This window comes from Mesobacillus maritimus (genome assembly GCF_023715205.1).
In the GTDB taxonomy this organism is placed as follows: domain Bacteria; phylum Bacillota; class Bacilli; order Bacillales; family Cytobacillaceae; genus Mesobacillus_B; species Mesobacillus_B maritimus_C.
Genome location: NZ_JAMBNR010000004.1, coordinates 262,003 through 276,068 on the forward strand (window position 1 = coordinate 262,003; position 14,066 = coordinate 276,068).

The 14,066-nt window shown below is 38.3% G+C and carries 12 protein-coding genes and 1 other annotated feature; of the genes, 2 read left to right on the forward strand and 10 right to left on the reverse strand.

Going from position 1 to position 14,066, the window contains the following annotated elements:
- Window positions 1-128: 128 nt before the first annotated feature.
- Together M3182_RS07645 and M3182_RS07650 are read left to right on the forward strand one after the other, a co-directional pair.
- On the forward strand, window positions 129-641 hold the full coding sequence (locus M3182_RS07645) for a hypothetical protein (RefSeq protein ID WP_251557573.1): 513 nt from the start codon (window positions 129-131) through the stop codon (window positions 639-641).
- Window positions 634-1,644, forward strand: a complete 1,011-nt coding sequence (locus M3182_RS07650; protein WP_251428934.1) for an alpha/beta fold hydrolase — start codon at window positions 634-636, stop codon at window positions 1,642-1,644. The genes M3182_RS07645 and M3182_RS07650 overlap by 8 nt, the downstream gene beginning before the upstream one ends.
- 553 nt (window positions 1,645-2,197) lie before the next feature.
- Here the strand turns inward: M3182_RS07650 and M3182_RS07655 are convergent.
- The 10 genes from M3182_RS07655 to brnQ all read right to left on the reverse strand — a co-directional run bounded on the left by M3182_RS07655 (window position 2,198) and on the right by brnQ (window position 13,486).
- Entirely contained in the window at window positions 2,198-3,112 is a 915-nt protein-coding gene (locus M3182_RS07655) for a ketopantoate reductase family protein (RefSeq protein WP_251557574.1), read from the reverse strand.
- Window positions 3,113-3,157: 45 nt separating this feature from the next.
- A complete protein-coding gene (locus tag M3182_RS07660; RefSeq protein ID WP_251428940.1) occupies window positions 3,158-3,871 on the reverse strand; it encodes a DUF3784 domain-containing protein in 714 nt (237 codons plus the stop codon).
- 183 nt (window positions 3,872-4,054) lie between these two features.
- Window positions 4,055-4,207: a hypothetical protein gene (locus M3182_RS07665; protein ID WP_251428943.1), complete on the reverse strand. Its 153-nt coding sequence runs from the start codon at window positions 4,205-4,207 to the stop codon at window positions 4,055-4,057.
- Window positions 4,207-5,658 (reverse strand): carbon starvation CstA family protein, encoded by a 1,452-nt coding sequence (locus tag M3182_RS07670; RefSeq protein ID WP_251557608.1) that lies wholly within the window; start codon window positions 5,656-5,658, stop codon window positions 4,207-4,209. The genes M3182_RS07665 and M3182_RS07670 overlap by 1 nt, the downstream gene beginning before the upstream one ends.
- A gap of 193 nt (window positions 5,659-5,851) precedes the next feature.
- A complete protein-coding gene (locus tag M3182_RS07675) occupies window positions 5,852-6,589 on the reverse strand; it encodes a LytR/AlgR family response regulator transcription factor (RefSeq protein WP_251428949.1) in 738 nt (245 codons plus the stop codon).
- A 1-nt stretch (window position 6,590) separates the two neighbouring features.
- Entirely contained in the window at window positions 6,591-8,330 is a 1,740-nt protein-coding gene (locus tag M3182_RS07680) for a sensor histidine kinase (protein ID WP_251557575.1), read from the reverse strand.
- A gap of 168 nt (window positions 8,331-8,498) precedes the next feature.
- Window positions 8,499-9,359: a LiaG family protein gene (gene liaG / locus M3182_RS07685; RefSeq protein ID WP_251557576.1), complete on the reverse strand. Its 861-nt coding sequence runs from the start codon at window positions 9,357-9,359 to the stop codon at window positions 8,499-8,501.
- Between the two features lie 376 nt (window positions 9,360-9,735).
- Complete coding sequence (locus M3182_RS07690; RefSeq protein WP_251428959.1) at window positions 9,736-10,083, reverse strand: metal-sulfur cluster assembly factor; 348 nt, start codon at window positions 10,081-10,083, stop codon at window positions 9,736-9,738.
- A 198-nt stretch (window positions 10,084-10,281) separates the two neighbouring features.
- Window positions 10,282-11,511 (reverse strand): DUF438 domain-containing protein, encoded by a 1,230-nt coding sequence (locus M3182_RS07695; RefSeq protein ID WP_251428962.1) that lies wholly within the window; start codon window positions 11,509-11,511, stop codon window positions 10,282-10,284.
- Window positions 11,512-12,151: 640 nt separating this feature from the next.
- The gene (brnQ, locus tag M3182_RS07700; RefSeq protein ID WP_251428965.1) at window positions 12,152-13,486 is read right to left on the reverse strand and encodes a branched-chain amino acid transport system II carrier protein; all 1,335 of its coding nucleotides are present in this window, start codon (window positions 13,484-13,486) and stop codon (window positions 12,152-12,154) included.
- A 215-nt stretch (window positions 13,487-13,701) separates the two neighbouring features.
- Window positions 13,702-13,943 (reverse strand) — a binding site (T-box leader).
- Window positions 13,944-14,066 lie beyond the last annotated feature (123 nt).

Below are 14,066 nucleotides of genomic sequence, written 5' to 3' on the forward strand. Positions count from 1 at the left end.
TCGTCACTCCTAAATGAAAAGCAACCAATAGACATATCCATCATTTTTGGCACGGTTCCTTTCCGACTGTATAAAATATAACGAGCTTGTTTGTTTTTGTTTTTAATTGGTAGAAAGGAAGGGGAACGATGAGCGATAAATCAATGAAACTTAAGGATTTGACCCGGTTAGTAGCGAATTATGAAAAGGATTTAAATGATTTTATTAAAGACAAATTAAATGATAATCAGGTAGTGGCTCTAGCAAATACCGAGATGGAAAAACACCTTAAGAAGGTGAGATTTCTACGACGCTTCTCTGAAATTATCGCCCACCAATTTAATTTCCCAACAAGAGATGATCTTGCAAATGTCTCAAGACTGGTTATGCAACTTGAGGATAGATTAGACCATATCGAAGAAATGCTGATTCAAACTCTTGGTGAGAATGGCTCCATAATGGAAGAGGATCTACAAACAATAGAAGGTGAAGCAAATCAGCAAATGAACAGGGAAGAAGCAGATTTAAAAGCAGGAGAAGGAGAAGGAGAAAAAAATAGTCTTAGAAATAGAGTGTTAGAAACTCTGTCACAATTAGGAAAACAAGCAGTTAAAGATAGTATTCAAGATGCACTCTCGCAAAGGGGCAATTTACGTGGCTGATTTTCCTCGGAAGCGAGGTACTCCGAGAATTATTGAACAATCTGAAATACCGGTAGGTCCGACTCCTCGTAAAGCAATTTGGAGAAAAAATAAAGCTACTTTATGGTATTATCCAGCAGCTGTTAAGAAGAAGCGGACTCCGATGTTTCTTATTTATTCGCTAGTAAACCAGGCCTTTATTTTAGACCTCGCACCAGGTGCTAGTATGATAGAAGGGTTTACAGAACAAGGTTACGATGTGTACTTGCTAGACTTTGGCATACCGGGGTATGAGGATAAAAATATCTCTTTAGCTGATTATATCTTTGATTATATTCAACCAGGTGCGCGCCGAGCATTATGGCATTCAAAAGCGGAAGATCTAACCGTGATTGGTTACTGTCTAGGTGGAACCTTGGCCGTTATGTATGCCGCAATCGCCACTGAACCAATCAAGAACCTCATCCTATTTGCTGCCCCTATTGATTTTAAAAACATCCCCTATATGAGTAATTGGCATCAAGCGTTACGCGAAGGTGGCTTAAAACCAGAAGGCTTAATAGATGAATACGGAGTGGTACCTGCACAAGCAATGGAGTTCGGTCTGCGGTTGATGACCGCTCCAATCAATGTTACCCCTTATTTAGCTCTACTTGGACGAATGAACGATAAAAAATATATAGAAAAATGGCGGAAGTTTGATAAGTGGGTGAAAGGGCATGTTCCATTTGCCGGGACCGCGTTTAAAGAACTTTTACACGAAATGGTTGTAAAAAATAAGCTAATTAAAAATAAGTTATATTTGCGTCAAAAAAAAGTCAATTTGAAGGATATCAAAGCGAATTTACTGGTGGTCTCAACAGAAGGTGACGATTTAATTCCAGAAGAAATGGTAAAACCTCTTGTGAAAAAGGTGTCTTCCCGGGATAAAACTTATCTCCGTGTAAAAGGCGGACATGTCACACTAGCCATAAGAGGTGGGCTTCCTGAATTTCTCACCAAATGGTTAGACAGGCGTTCGTAAAAGATTAACAGAAGTTTTAGATGCTTTCTCGTATTAGGAGGCATCTTTTTTTTTGGCTCTTTTTTCAAAGGTGTCAATTTAACAGAACGATTGGTTTAAAGTTGAGTGGAAAGAGTTTGTGCTTTTATTCGAAAATAGGAAGCGTTTGTAGGTTAAAACGTAAACTCTTTAACCCTTAAAGGGGAGTTAGTTAATATAGTTCTAATCTATTGATAGAGGGGCAAAAGGAACCAATACTCGGTGCCCGTTGGAGGAGAAAAAATTGAGCCACGGTAAACGAGGGAGCGTCTCGGTGCCCGATGGAGGAGAAAAAATCGAGCAACGGTAAACGAGGAAGCGTCTCGGTGCCCTAACCGAGGAAAGACCAAAGGAGAAAGGTCACCAATAAAGCGTATAAGTGCCCAAACTGGGCGAAGACAATTAAGAAGGGTCACCAATAAGGTAGATTGATAACCAAACTAATGTAAAATTAACTAGTAAGGGCACCTATTAAACGAAATAGGTGCCCTTCTAATAAAAGTACTAATCTGTCACTACTTTTTAATACTCATTATTAAATTTGTGATTCATAAATTTGTAGATTCGCAAAAATCGTTTGAATGACAGGAGTGCTGAGTTGTTTTTCTTTTGCGAGATCTAATAGGTAGCCAAAGAAGTGATTAGCCTCGGTCAGGAGACCTTTCTCCATATCACGCTGTAAGGAGGATTTCATTTGATGGTCCATTTGGTTGATTTTCTCTAATTGCGTCCCTTCAACATCACCTGCAAGAGGTGCTCCGACACTTCTCATGACGCGCCCTGTTTCAGTAAGCAAAGATTCAATTGTTTTCATTCCATATTCGCTATCACGAATAGGACCAATTGTTGATTGGAAAAGGGAAGTAACACCACTTAGTGTGGCGATGAACTGGTATTTATGCCACATATCCTGTTCAATCCTATTAGATAAGCGGAAGTTTGCTTTCGTCCCTTCGAAAGCGTCCTGAAGCTTAAGGATTCTTGCTGTTTTTTCACCAGAATATTCACCGAAAACGAGGTCGTGGATTGGACTTGTTTGGATGACTGCTCCTTTTTCATTAAGCGTGGTTTCAACAAAGCATAATCCACCAATTACTTTCGCCTCACCAAAAGCGTCGCGAAGTTGCGAAACATGAGCAATCCCATTTAGTAATGGCAAAACCAATGTTTGTTCGGTTACATAAGGTCGAATGCTTTCAATCGCTCCATGTAAATGATAAGACTTAGTTGATAGAAGGATCACATCAAATGGTCCAGCTTCTTCTCCACTCAAAATGGTCTTTGGAGTGAATGTCATATCACCATGAACACTTTCAATGACTAGACCATTTTCCCGGAGCTGTTGTTGTCGTTTTTCCCGGACAAGAAATGTGACATCTTCTCCTTTTTCAAGTAAACGGCCACCGAAATAGCCACCAATTGCTCCTGCACCTAAAACTAAAATTTTCATCATATTCCTCCTTATGTAAATTACCGTGGTCAACACGGCTCCTTCCTACCTACGTAAACTTTGGTACCATTCTTTTGTTTCTGTGGAGTTTTCACCGTTAATAAAAATTCTATCACCTGCCACCTTGATATAAAGGTATGGGGGAGAATCTTTTCTGATAAAAAGGAGAGACACTCCGTAGTCTGTAACAGTAAAGTAACCTTTTGACATGGTAGCTAAGCCAAATCCGTTGTTTTTCCAAGTTACTTCTGGCATTTCATCCAGTAAATGAATAGATTGGATCTTATTTAGATCCCACTCCTCTCCATATGGCCCAGTTATTTCAAACTTATCGTCCTTAACGATTAAGTCGTAACTTTGGAGGCCAATCATATAGATGGTTCCTACAAAACCAATAATGGCAATAAAAAGAACCGAAGAGATGAGATAACTCTTTTTGCGCTTATGCACTACTTCATATTTTGATAGATACACCATTCCACCCATTAAAAATAAGAGCATAAAACCGAATTGGACCTCTATCGCATACTTGAAAGGAAGGAAATACAAAGGAAGTAGGATCAACATTCCAATTGCTGTTGCAAACATGAGTTTACCGGTTTTTTGAGGGGATCCGTTTCGGATAAGTTCCTCTTGCTCTTCTTCAGGCCGAGTAGCAAAACCAGAAATGAGCCAATAAGCTTTTTTATAAAGTAATGCCCATCCGAAGAAAAGGAATAGCATAGTAATGAAAAATTGAACTCCCACAAGTACCCACAAACCAATCCCTCCTAGTAATACTATTTTCTATATTGTACCATTTAATGGGTTTAGTTTTACCAGTTTTCTAGGTGGAATAAGCCTGTGAGTACAGCTGGAATTTGCTTGCTCGAACCCGAGTCAACAAGAGGTCTGTCTGATTACAGGTCTACAAAAAGAAAAGCACGCGTTAAGCGCGTGCTTTTACCAAAGATATAGAGCCATTCCCACTGCTCCAACCACAATCAGGAGACTGATGATTCTTACGAAAAGGGGAACACTGTCTTTCCCCTTTTCGTTTACTTTTTTTTCTTCTTCATCTACCGTCTTGCGATATTCAGGATGGCAAGGGCCCATTAGGCTACCTTATTCCAATTCGAAATATCCTCATCAAGTGGGAGGCTATTGGCCCTGTTCTTCTTAGCAGCTCTAAAGAATAAAGCGACAAGAATAATTGTACCGATTACTCCACCAATCCAAGATATATTCATAGCTAAACCAAAACCGATTTGGGCATTAAGGATGTAAGTAATAACCATTACTAACATGAATGTACCAGGGATTAATGGGATGAAATAGTTTTTCTTAGCGATGTATAAATACATAGCTCCTACAAATAAGGCGATTACGGCTGTAGCTTGGTTCGCCCAGCTGAAATATCTCCATAGAAGATTGAAATCAATTTGTGTCAAGACAACAGAGATTGCGAATAATGGAACAGCAATCCATAAACGGCTACTCATTTTCTTTTGAGCAATATTTAAATACTCGGCAATAATCATACGAGCACTACGGAAAGCAGTGTCACCAGAAGTAATTGGAAGAACAACTACTCCAAGAATTGCAAGAGTTCCACCGATTGCTCCTAGCATCGCAGTAGAAACTTCACTTACAACAGCCCCTGGTCCACCAGCAGCAAGTACTTCATTTAAGCCAGTATATCCATTGAACAAGCTCATTGCTGCAGCAGCCCAGATCATTGCGATAATTCCTTCTGCAATCATCATACCGTAGAAAATTTTGCGACCTTGTTTCTCTTTTTGAGTCGTACGAGAAATAATTGGTGTTTGTGTAGCATGGAATCCTGATAGTGCTCCACAAGTAATTGTAAAGAAAATTAATGGGAAGATTGGCGCATTGTCAGGATGGAAGTTTGATAGTGAAAGCTCAGGAATTGGTGCTCCTGTAACCACTAGGCCGATTCCAACTCCAAGTGCACTGATAACAAGTAATGCTCCAAAGTATGGATAGAGTCTTCCGATAATTTTATCAACTGGTAGTAATGTAGCTAAAATATAATAAATGAAAATTGCAGCAACAATAACACCGAGAGCAATTTTACCATCCATTAATACATGAAGTAGGCTTGCTGGTGTAGAAACAAACACAGTACCAACTAGTAAAAGTAGTAACACTGCGAATGCGTTTACAACGTGGCGCATGATTTTACCTAAAAACTTACTTGCTAATTCTGGCAAGTGAGCCCCGCGGTTACGGATAGAAATCATCCCTGTTAAATAGTCATGGACAGCACCCGCAAAGATACAACCGATTACAATCCAGATAAAAGCAACTGGTCCATAAAGCGCTCCCATGATTGGACCGAAGATAGGTCCTGTACCAGCAATATTTAAGAGCTGGATTAATGAGTTCTTTGAAGTACTCATTGGAATGTAGTCGACACCATCGGCATTTACATAAGCCGGTGTGGCACGTTCTTCTTTTACCCCAAAAACTTTCTCTACAAATTTACCGTAAGTAAAATAACCAATAATTAAAAGGACGATGCCCGCTAAAAATGTATACATCATTCTCCCCCTTTGTATCAACAATGAATACGTTTACATTCTTAGTATAAAAGAATGGAAGACTGATAGGGGCATTTTGGATTAAAAAGTCGAAATTTGAGTTTATCATGTATCAATAGTTGATTAAGATGCATGTTCTTTTGGGAAAGTTTATCTTTATAGTAGAGTAAAATATAAAGTCTAGACTACTCTTTTAAATTTCTAGTCTTGCCCGTAAGGCTTTGACATAATTTCGACTAACAGATAGCAGTTCCTCTCTTCCTTCGATTTCTAACTGATAAGCCCCGTTAAACCAAGGGGTTAGTCGGGTTACATGTTCTAAATTCACCAAGTAACTTTTATGAATCCGGAAAAAACTAAAAGAATTCAATCTGCATTCAAGATCCTTAAGAGGTGTTTTGACCTCGAATTCTCCTGTTCTGGCAATAATTTTTGTCACCTTTTCTTCGCGAAACATATACAGGATATCTTTTGGGTCAATATAATAAATTTCTCCTTCAGCCTCAACAGCTAATTTAGCTGCTGATTTTCCTACTTCATGGATAATGGGGGTATCCTGGGAGAATTTTTTCTCAATTCTTTCGACGGTTTCTTTTAGTAAGTCTTCGTCATAAGGTTTCAAGATATAATCAATAGCATCATATCGAAAAGCTTCAGCCGCAAATTGGGGATAAGCTGTTGCAAAGACGATGTAGGGAGCTTTTTTCAATTCCATTAGTGCTTTGGCTGCTTCCATCCCATTCATTTTAGGCATCTCGACATCTAAAAACACCACATCAGGTTGAAGTTGGAGAGCTTTCATAATGGCTGATTCTCCAGTTTCAGCTTCACCTACGATTTGAATAGAGGGAAATGCTTGTAATAAGTGTTTTAATTCATCACGGCTATATAATTCGTCATCCACGATTAAAGTTTTAATGGGTATATCCAACTCAAATTACCTCCTTTTTATAAGGAATCAAGAATGAAACTTCTGTCCCAATCTGAGCTTCACTTTTAATGGCTAAAGCTGCGTCCTCTCCGAACGTCATGATCAGTCTTCGGTTAACATTATAAAGAGCTAGACCTGTACCTTTTTCAGATTGTACTAGAGCAGTTCCGATTTGTTGAACCCGCTCTTCACTCATTCCTTGTCCATTATCTTCTACTTTTATTTGAATATGCTCTTCCTGCCTTTTAATTGAAATTTTTATTATGCAATTATTTTCCTTATCTTTAAACCCATGCTTGATTGCATTTTCAACAATTGGTTGAAGGGTAAGAGGTGGCAGGCTTTTTAGTAACACTGTTTCATCAATATCATAAATCACCTCTAATCTGTCAATAAATCTTGCTTCTTCAATCGATAAATAGGCTTTCGTATGTTTGATTTCCTGTTCTAACGTACCCATATTATGTGTCGTAACAGTGAGGTTCTGACGTAGAAAGTGTGATAAAGATACAAGTAGCTTACGCGCTTTAGTCTGATCAATTCGAATAAGCGATACGATCGTATTTAATGTATTAAACAAGAAATGTGGACTAATTTGTGCTTGAAGAGCCATGATTTCTGCTTCTTTAGCTAGTTGGTAAGAGCGCTCAGCTTCAACTATTTCAAGTTGATTGCTAATGATGCGGCTCAAACCAGAGATTAGTTCTACATCCACATTTGTAATGGCTTTTTCGGACCGAAAGTAAAATTTTAAAGTGCCGATGGTTTTGTCGCGAACTTTCAAAGGCTCAATGATCGCAGCGCCTAATGGACACCCCTTAACACGACATTGAATCGATTCTTGATTGGCAACAATCATTTTACCTTTGTGAATCGCATCTAATGTGATCTGTGTTTGAATTGGGCTTTCTGCTCGATGGTGGTCATCGCCAAGACCTACGTGGGCTAAAATATCCGTTAGGTTTGTCATTGAAACGGCACTCGCTTTTATTTCGTTATGTAAAATCTGGCAAACAGCATGTGCCGATTTAGGGTTAATTCCATCACGAAGGTGTGCAAGTGTTTGATCAGCAATTCGAAAGATCTTTTGTGCTTGAACTGCAACCACTTTCTCTTCTTCTTGAACGACATTCCGAATAACAAGGAGAAATAGAGCGCAACCAAGTCCATTAGCAATAATCATTGGAAAACCGATAATTTCAACTAACGTCCAGGCCTGTTCAAATGGGCGAGAAAGGAGCAATATAATCAACATTTGAATGGTTTCAGCAAGAGCCCCCATGAAAAAGGCAGATTTAAGTTTGATATGGTGATTGCGTCTGTGGAAGTACCCAGCTAATATCCCTGCAATAATAGAGGCTAGTCCACAAGCAATTGCAGTAAATCCCCCTAAGGTAAACCGATGAATACCAGCAATCAGTCCCGCGCCAATTCCTACTTTATAACCTCCGAGTAAACCGGCAATTACAACCCCAATTACTCGTGAATTTGCAATTGCTTCATCAGCGGCGAGATTAGAGGCCCAGCGGTGAAAATGTAGACTCTCTGTGCTTAAGCTTAATCCGGTGTAAGTCCCAATGATACCGAAGAAACCGAAAAAAAGAATCGCTGTATACTGTTGAGAGCGTTTTAGCTGTTCTTGATAAGTCATATCTCTAAAGAACTTAAATCTAGTTAAAATAAAGGCGATGGTGACGATGATTCCAAGTCTTTCAACCATTGTCGTTAGCAACTCGAACATATAATTGCCCCTTTTTAGATACTATTTAACTTTTTAGAACTCTTAAGTTTATTTTAGCTTAGATTAGCATGAAGATATACTGAAAACGAGGAAGAGAAAAGAAAGAAGCCCCTGTTAAGAAGGCTTCTAAAATTATACTTTGATAATTTGGAAAGGAAAGGGAGGGGCTTAATAAAGGTTGATGTGGCCACTTGAAACTTGCAAGTCAAGCTTATTATCACCTGATCCATACTTTCCTTCAATGTGGTTTTTCCCACTGCTTTTATCGGTTAGTTGAAAGTCATGATTGATTTTTCCACTACTCATTTTCCCAATCAAGGTAAAGTCAGCATCATCAGGGAGATCCAATTTAGCGCTGCCTGAACTCACCTTCACTTCAGAATTTCCAGTTAGAGTGTCAAATTGAATATCCATAAATCCAGAGGACACTTGGGCATCCAACGCGCCAGAATAATGATGAATCATGAGTTTGCCTGAGCTTATTTCAAATGAACCCGTGTTTGCCTCAATATTTTCAAGCTTCGCGTAACCTGATGAACCCTTTTGCTCAATAAGGTTTGCTTCAATGTTTCGCAGCTCAAGTTTTCCTGAACCGATATCTACTGCTAATTCTTCAAGTGAAAGGGGCTTTTGACTAGAATGGCCTTCGAGTAATAAGGTACCAGACCCTACTTTTAGAGAGATGTTCCGGTCATAAACTTCTGGAATATAGATGGTTAATTTAGAATTTCGGTTAAAAAGACCAAATTGAAACTTTGGACCTTTCGCATCAATTTCAATTTCATCGTCTCCTTGGTGAAGGTCAACTGATCCTTGGCCTTCATAATCAATGACGATATCATCTCGATCTTCAGGGATAATCGTTGTCGGTACGCTAGTTGTTTGGATTTTAATCAGTTCAACCTTGTCTGTGACATTCGCTTCTTTTTGCTCATTGTTTAGGCCAAACCAACTAAAAAGTGGTAGGTTCGTCATAATAATAAATAACCCTGTCAGGATTAAAAAAATGACGAAAATCTTTTTCAACATATTCATTCACTCCGTTTCATTATAAAAACGTATTGGTTTTGTTAAATCTATCGTATTCGAAATACTAATTTTCTCCAATGCTCTAGAGGTGGAAAATTCACTAAGACTTGAGGCTGATAAAAGTTCCTTCTTATAGTTAGATGACAACTTCGGACATGAGTGGGGGAAGTAAGGCACCCCGGAGATCTGAGAAAAAAGAAATTCAGGAGAAAAAATACTATGTAGTCTAAACTTCGATTATAAAAAGACAAGTTAGCAGCAATAAAGGAAAAGTCAGGACAATAGGGATGTCTCCCAACCAAGCTTGTTCCCTCACCATAAAAAAAGTGTGCCTCCTATAAACATAAGAGAGACACACTAGTAACAACCATACAGCTTAGCTTGGGATGCCTAAGGCAATCTTCGCGTAGCGTGACATTCGTTCTTTTGACCATGCGGGGCTCCAGACGATGTCGATTTTAATGCTGTTTAAATCCTTAATCGCTGCTTCTATTTTTGTATGAGCATCTGTCATAATTTGTGGAGCCATTGGGCACCCCATTGATGTCATGGTCATATTGATATGGAGATTGAGTTCATCATCTAGAATTACATCATATACCAAACCTAGATTAACGATATCGATTCCCAATTCGGGGTCGATTACTTCTTCCAATACTTCATAAATTTGCTCGATTAATTCATCTTTCAATTTGCTCACCTCGTTTATATTTTTAATTCTCATTTGGTACTCTAAGAAGGCTAGTTTCGTAAAGATTGTTGATAAACTCCTAAAGCTGATTTTAACGCAGGATAAGCCATTTTATGCGTTCATACTAAGTACGCTGACTCTTTTCTCCTGATTTTAAAGTTGCTGTCTAGTGAGAACACTGCTAATGCGTTTCTTTTTATATCTAAAGCAACAAAGTTTGAGTAAAGATCTTTAAGAAAGAATTCTCTTTTCTCCCTGAATCGCTTGAATTGGATCGATATTTTGTGTGAATTCCAGTGTGCCCATATAGGCACCATCTTCATCTCTTACAGCGAAATAGCGGATGTATACATATATACCGCGTGTTTTTATATAAAAATCTTCAACATCTTTAATTCCAGCCTTAAAATCATGAAGCAAATCTTCCACAACGTGCACACTCTTTGGAGGGTGACAGTTTTGGACAGTTCTACCGATTACCGCCTTTGTTCTATGGAAAATGCGCTCTTTGCCGTGAGAAAAATAGCGGACTACATCGTCTTGGTCAATAAAAGTAATATCAACTGGAAGATGATTAAGCATAAGTTCTAATTGTTTTAAAGATAACAGACCTGTCTCCATTTTAATGTAACCATCTGTCATAGCTGTCGCGTTAATTTCCTTGCGTTCGGGCTTCCAAACACCCGCTGGTGCAGTTAAACAATAGCCAATGTCTTCACCATCATGGGCAATCTTTATCCACTCATCTTCGGTCAAGGTTTGCAGTGCCATAGGAAAAAGGATGTTTTCTTCCTTATAAATCATTTCGCTCGTTTCTTTAATAACGAAGTAAATAGCGGAACTTATGGCTTTTTTATCGCCATTATAAGTTTTTAGCTTTTCTTTTGCGCCTTTAATTGCTGCACGGATGCCATCATCTACACCCCACATCACCTGTGTTGGCCCCATAATTCCGTATTTTTCAAGGAACGGGAATAGTAAGTTTTCTTTGCGAGTGTAGTGTTTATCAACATCATAAAGAAGGTTTAAGTCAGCGATTAATTTGTTGATATTTTCCTCGTTATCCTCTTTTTCAAAACGCTCTAAATGTAGCTGCATTTTAAAGTTTACAAGCATATTAATCTCTTTATTTTCAAGCTTGAATGTATGAATCGGGTGACCAGGCTGGTCCTCAGGTTGTTCTGAACGGTGGATTTCCTCGATAGAGCCTTTAAAAATGGCTGTATGCACAGAGCAAAGACGTTGAACCTCAGAAACCGGAATACCTTCTTCTTCCATTAATGCTTGCTCTAATTGGGAGATCTCAGCAACACTAATATTTCCAACTGCATTTTCAAACTGTGCTTTTACTTCATCTACACTTCTCCCGTTGTGTAAGTCTTTAATAATCTGTTTCAGCATTTCTTGGCGTTCTGTTTTATTCTCAAATCCTTGTTCACGATTATTAATCATTTCGCTCATATCAATTCTCCTTTTTGGAAAATAGTTTTATGTTTATCAACTTCATTAGCATGATGTTTATAGTGTTTTTGAGTGATAACTTTTCTCAACAACAATGTATCATAACCAAAAATATGGGATTGTGATGTGCGTCACAGGTGTTTAAAAATGCCGCGATACTAAAAAACAGGGGAAATAGTAGATATAGAAGGACTTAAAGGGGTTTCTTATGTGCTAAACCTCATAATTCGTCACAAGATTGTCACGAGTTTAGAGTTATAACAAGACTGATTAACAATAATAAAACAGTCGGGATTTACCATAACGTTAAACGAGATTGTCTAACAAAACAGGGGGGGATTACAAAAATTACCTATTTTGAGAAGAAGGGACGAACGCTCAATAATGAGGAGTTAATAAAAACCAGTCTTCGTAAAGATTATTGAAAAAATCCAAAAGCCTTTTTAACGAAATAGTAGCCATTGCGTATGTTTATAATTAGTTGGTAAGCTCTTTTCTCTCAGAATAACTAGCTTATATAGACGTATTTTTTGTCCAAAAGCAACAAAGGTTAGGAAAAGAGGCTTTAATGAAAAAAACCGAGGACCTGGGATCCTCGGCAATATAACTGTATTTTAAATTCGGTTTTACATAACAAATTCTATGATGCTTTTGTACGCGGTGTTTCTGTAATGGAGAAGGCGTGTGATAATTTTGTAATCACGACTCCAACTAGCGTACCTACAACTGCAGGAATCACCCATTCTAATCCGACAGAGGAAAATGGAAGGGAAGAGCGCAAGTTTTCTAAGAAACCAAGATTGATGCCAAATGAGCTTAGGCCACTAATGACAGCGAAAAATCCTGTAAAGAACATGGCACTTACATATACAATCCGTGAACCTTTAAAATAGTGGTTAAAGAACGTAAGAACGATCAACACGATGGTTAATGGATAGGCTGTTACTAAAAAAGGAACAGATACTTTAAGAATCTGATTTAACCCCATGTTTGTCAACGTAAAGCCAATGAGAGTAACAACTAAGATAACCGACCTATAACTTGCCCAAGGAATCAAATTTGAAAAGTATTGACCGCAAGCGGAAGTTAACCCGACAACGGTTGTAAAACATGCTAAGGTAAAAATAACCCCTAGTAAAACTGTGCCACTTTGACCAAATAAAAGCGTAGAAACAGAGGAAAGAATCTGTGTTCCATTTTCAAATGTTCCTAATGCCGCCATTCTTCCTCCTACCATGCCAAGAAAAACATAGACTGCTGCTAATAAGGAGCCGGCAATTAAGGCTGCTTTTAACATATAACCAGTTAACTTCTTTTCATCCTTCACTCCTTTTTTTTGGACAGCTGTTAATATGACAATTCCGAACGCGAGTGCTGCTAATGCATCCATTGTGTTGTAACCTTCTATAAAACCTTTAAAAAAAGCACCTGACTCATAGCCGTTTCTAGGAGCTAAGGATTGGCCATCAAGTTTCCCTAGACCGATTACACAAAGAGCAACTATAGAGATTAGCAAAATAGGAGTAATCCATCTTCCTAAGTATTTTTCCATATTTGTAGGATTAAGACTAATCAGATAAACAAATAAAAAGAAAACGACTGAAAAGAACAGTAAAACAAGAGTAGGATTTTCAAAGCCATTGGCAAAAGGCATAATCCCCATTTCAAAGGCAACATTCGCATTTCTAGGGATTGCAAGAAATGGTCCAATTGATAGATAAACAATGACCATAAAAATGGTACTAAAAACAGGATGGACACGATCGCCAATCGCCTGAATACCGCCTTTTACACGCGAAATAGCAAAGAGAACAATAAAAGGAAGTCCAACGGCTGTTAGGATAAAACCTGACATCGCCAACCAATAGGAAGTACCAGATAATGCACCTAAGAAAGGGGGGAAGATCAGGTTCCCAGCCCCAAAAAACATAGAAAATAACATTAAACCAATAAATAAATGATCAAACTTTCGCAATAGAATCGCTCCTTTTTAAGATTGCTCTTTCTCTGGAATTATGTGTTTTATTAAATGACATCGATGTATTTAGTCATCACTTAATCTGAGAAAAGAGTTTATAAATTTTCTTTTAACGTTCGAATAAGCATTTCCAACGTTGTATGACTTTAGGATGAGGAAAATCAATGATCGAAAAGGGTATTTTTAAACAAATAAAAAAACTCGTCCCTTAACAAAGGGACGAGTTTGCGCTCGCGTTACCACCCTAATTCCGCAGAAAGATATACTGCGGCACTTAGTCAACGTACCATCATACGTGTTCCATTGTAACGGCGGAAAGCCCGGCAAAGCTTACTGCATTCAGCTTTGCATCTCGGAGATGATTTTCGGAAAGGGACTGAACGCTGACTTGCACCGGGTGTCAGCTCTCTGTAGAACAGTGATCCAATCTTACTCTTCTCGTCATTGATTTTAATATGTCGTGCATCCAAAGTTTTATTTAACTGATAATTTATCAGAGGGAAAAAGATTTGTCAATATTTTTTGATAGTCGAAAAATTCCACTTTTCTAACTAGCAAAATTATCATGAAAATGGTC

Excerpts from the sequence above, each read along its gene's own strand:
- M3182_RS07655 (WP_251557574.1), bottom strand. The coding sequence starts at position 3,112 with ATGAAAATTTTAGTTTTAGGTGCAGGAGCAATTGGTGGCTATTTCGGT.
- M3182_RS07645 (WP_251557573.1), top strand. The coding sequence starts at position 129 with ATGAGCGATAAATCAATGAAACTTAAGGATTTGACCCGGTTAGTAGCG.
- M3182_RS07670 (WP_251557608.1), bottom strand. The coding sequence starts at position 5,658 with ATGTATACATTTTTAGCGGGCATCGTCCTTTTAATTATTGGTTATTTT.
- M3182_RS07695 (WP_251428962.1), bottom strand. The coding sequence starts at position 11,511 with ATGAGCGAAATGATTAATAATCGTGAACAAGGATTTGAGAATAAAACA.
- liaG (WP_251557576.1), bottom strand. The coding sequence starts at position 9,359 with ATGTTGAAAAAGATTTTCGTCATTTTTTTAATCCTGACAGGGTTATTT.
- M3182_RS07690 (WP_251428959.1), bottom strand. The coding sequence starts at position 10,083 with ATGAGAATTAAAAATATAAACGAGGTGAGCAAATTGAAAGATGAATTA.
- M3182_RS07665 (WP_251428943.1), bottom strand. The coding sequence starts at position 4,207 with ATGGGCCCTTGCCATCCTGAATATCGCAAGACGGTAGATGAAGAAGAA.
- M3182_RS07680 (WP_251557575.1), bottom strand. The coding sequence starts at position 8,330 with ATGTTCGAGTTGCTAACGACAATGGTTGAAAGACTTGGAATCATCGTC.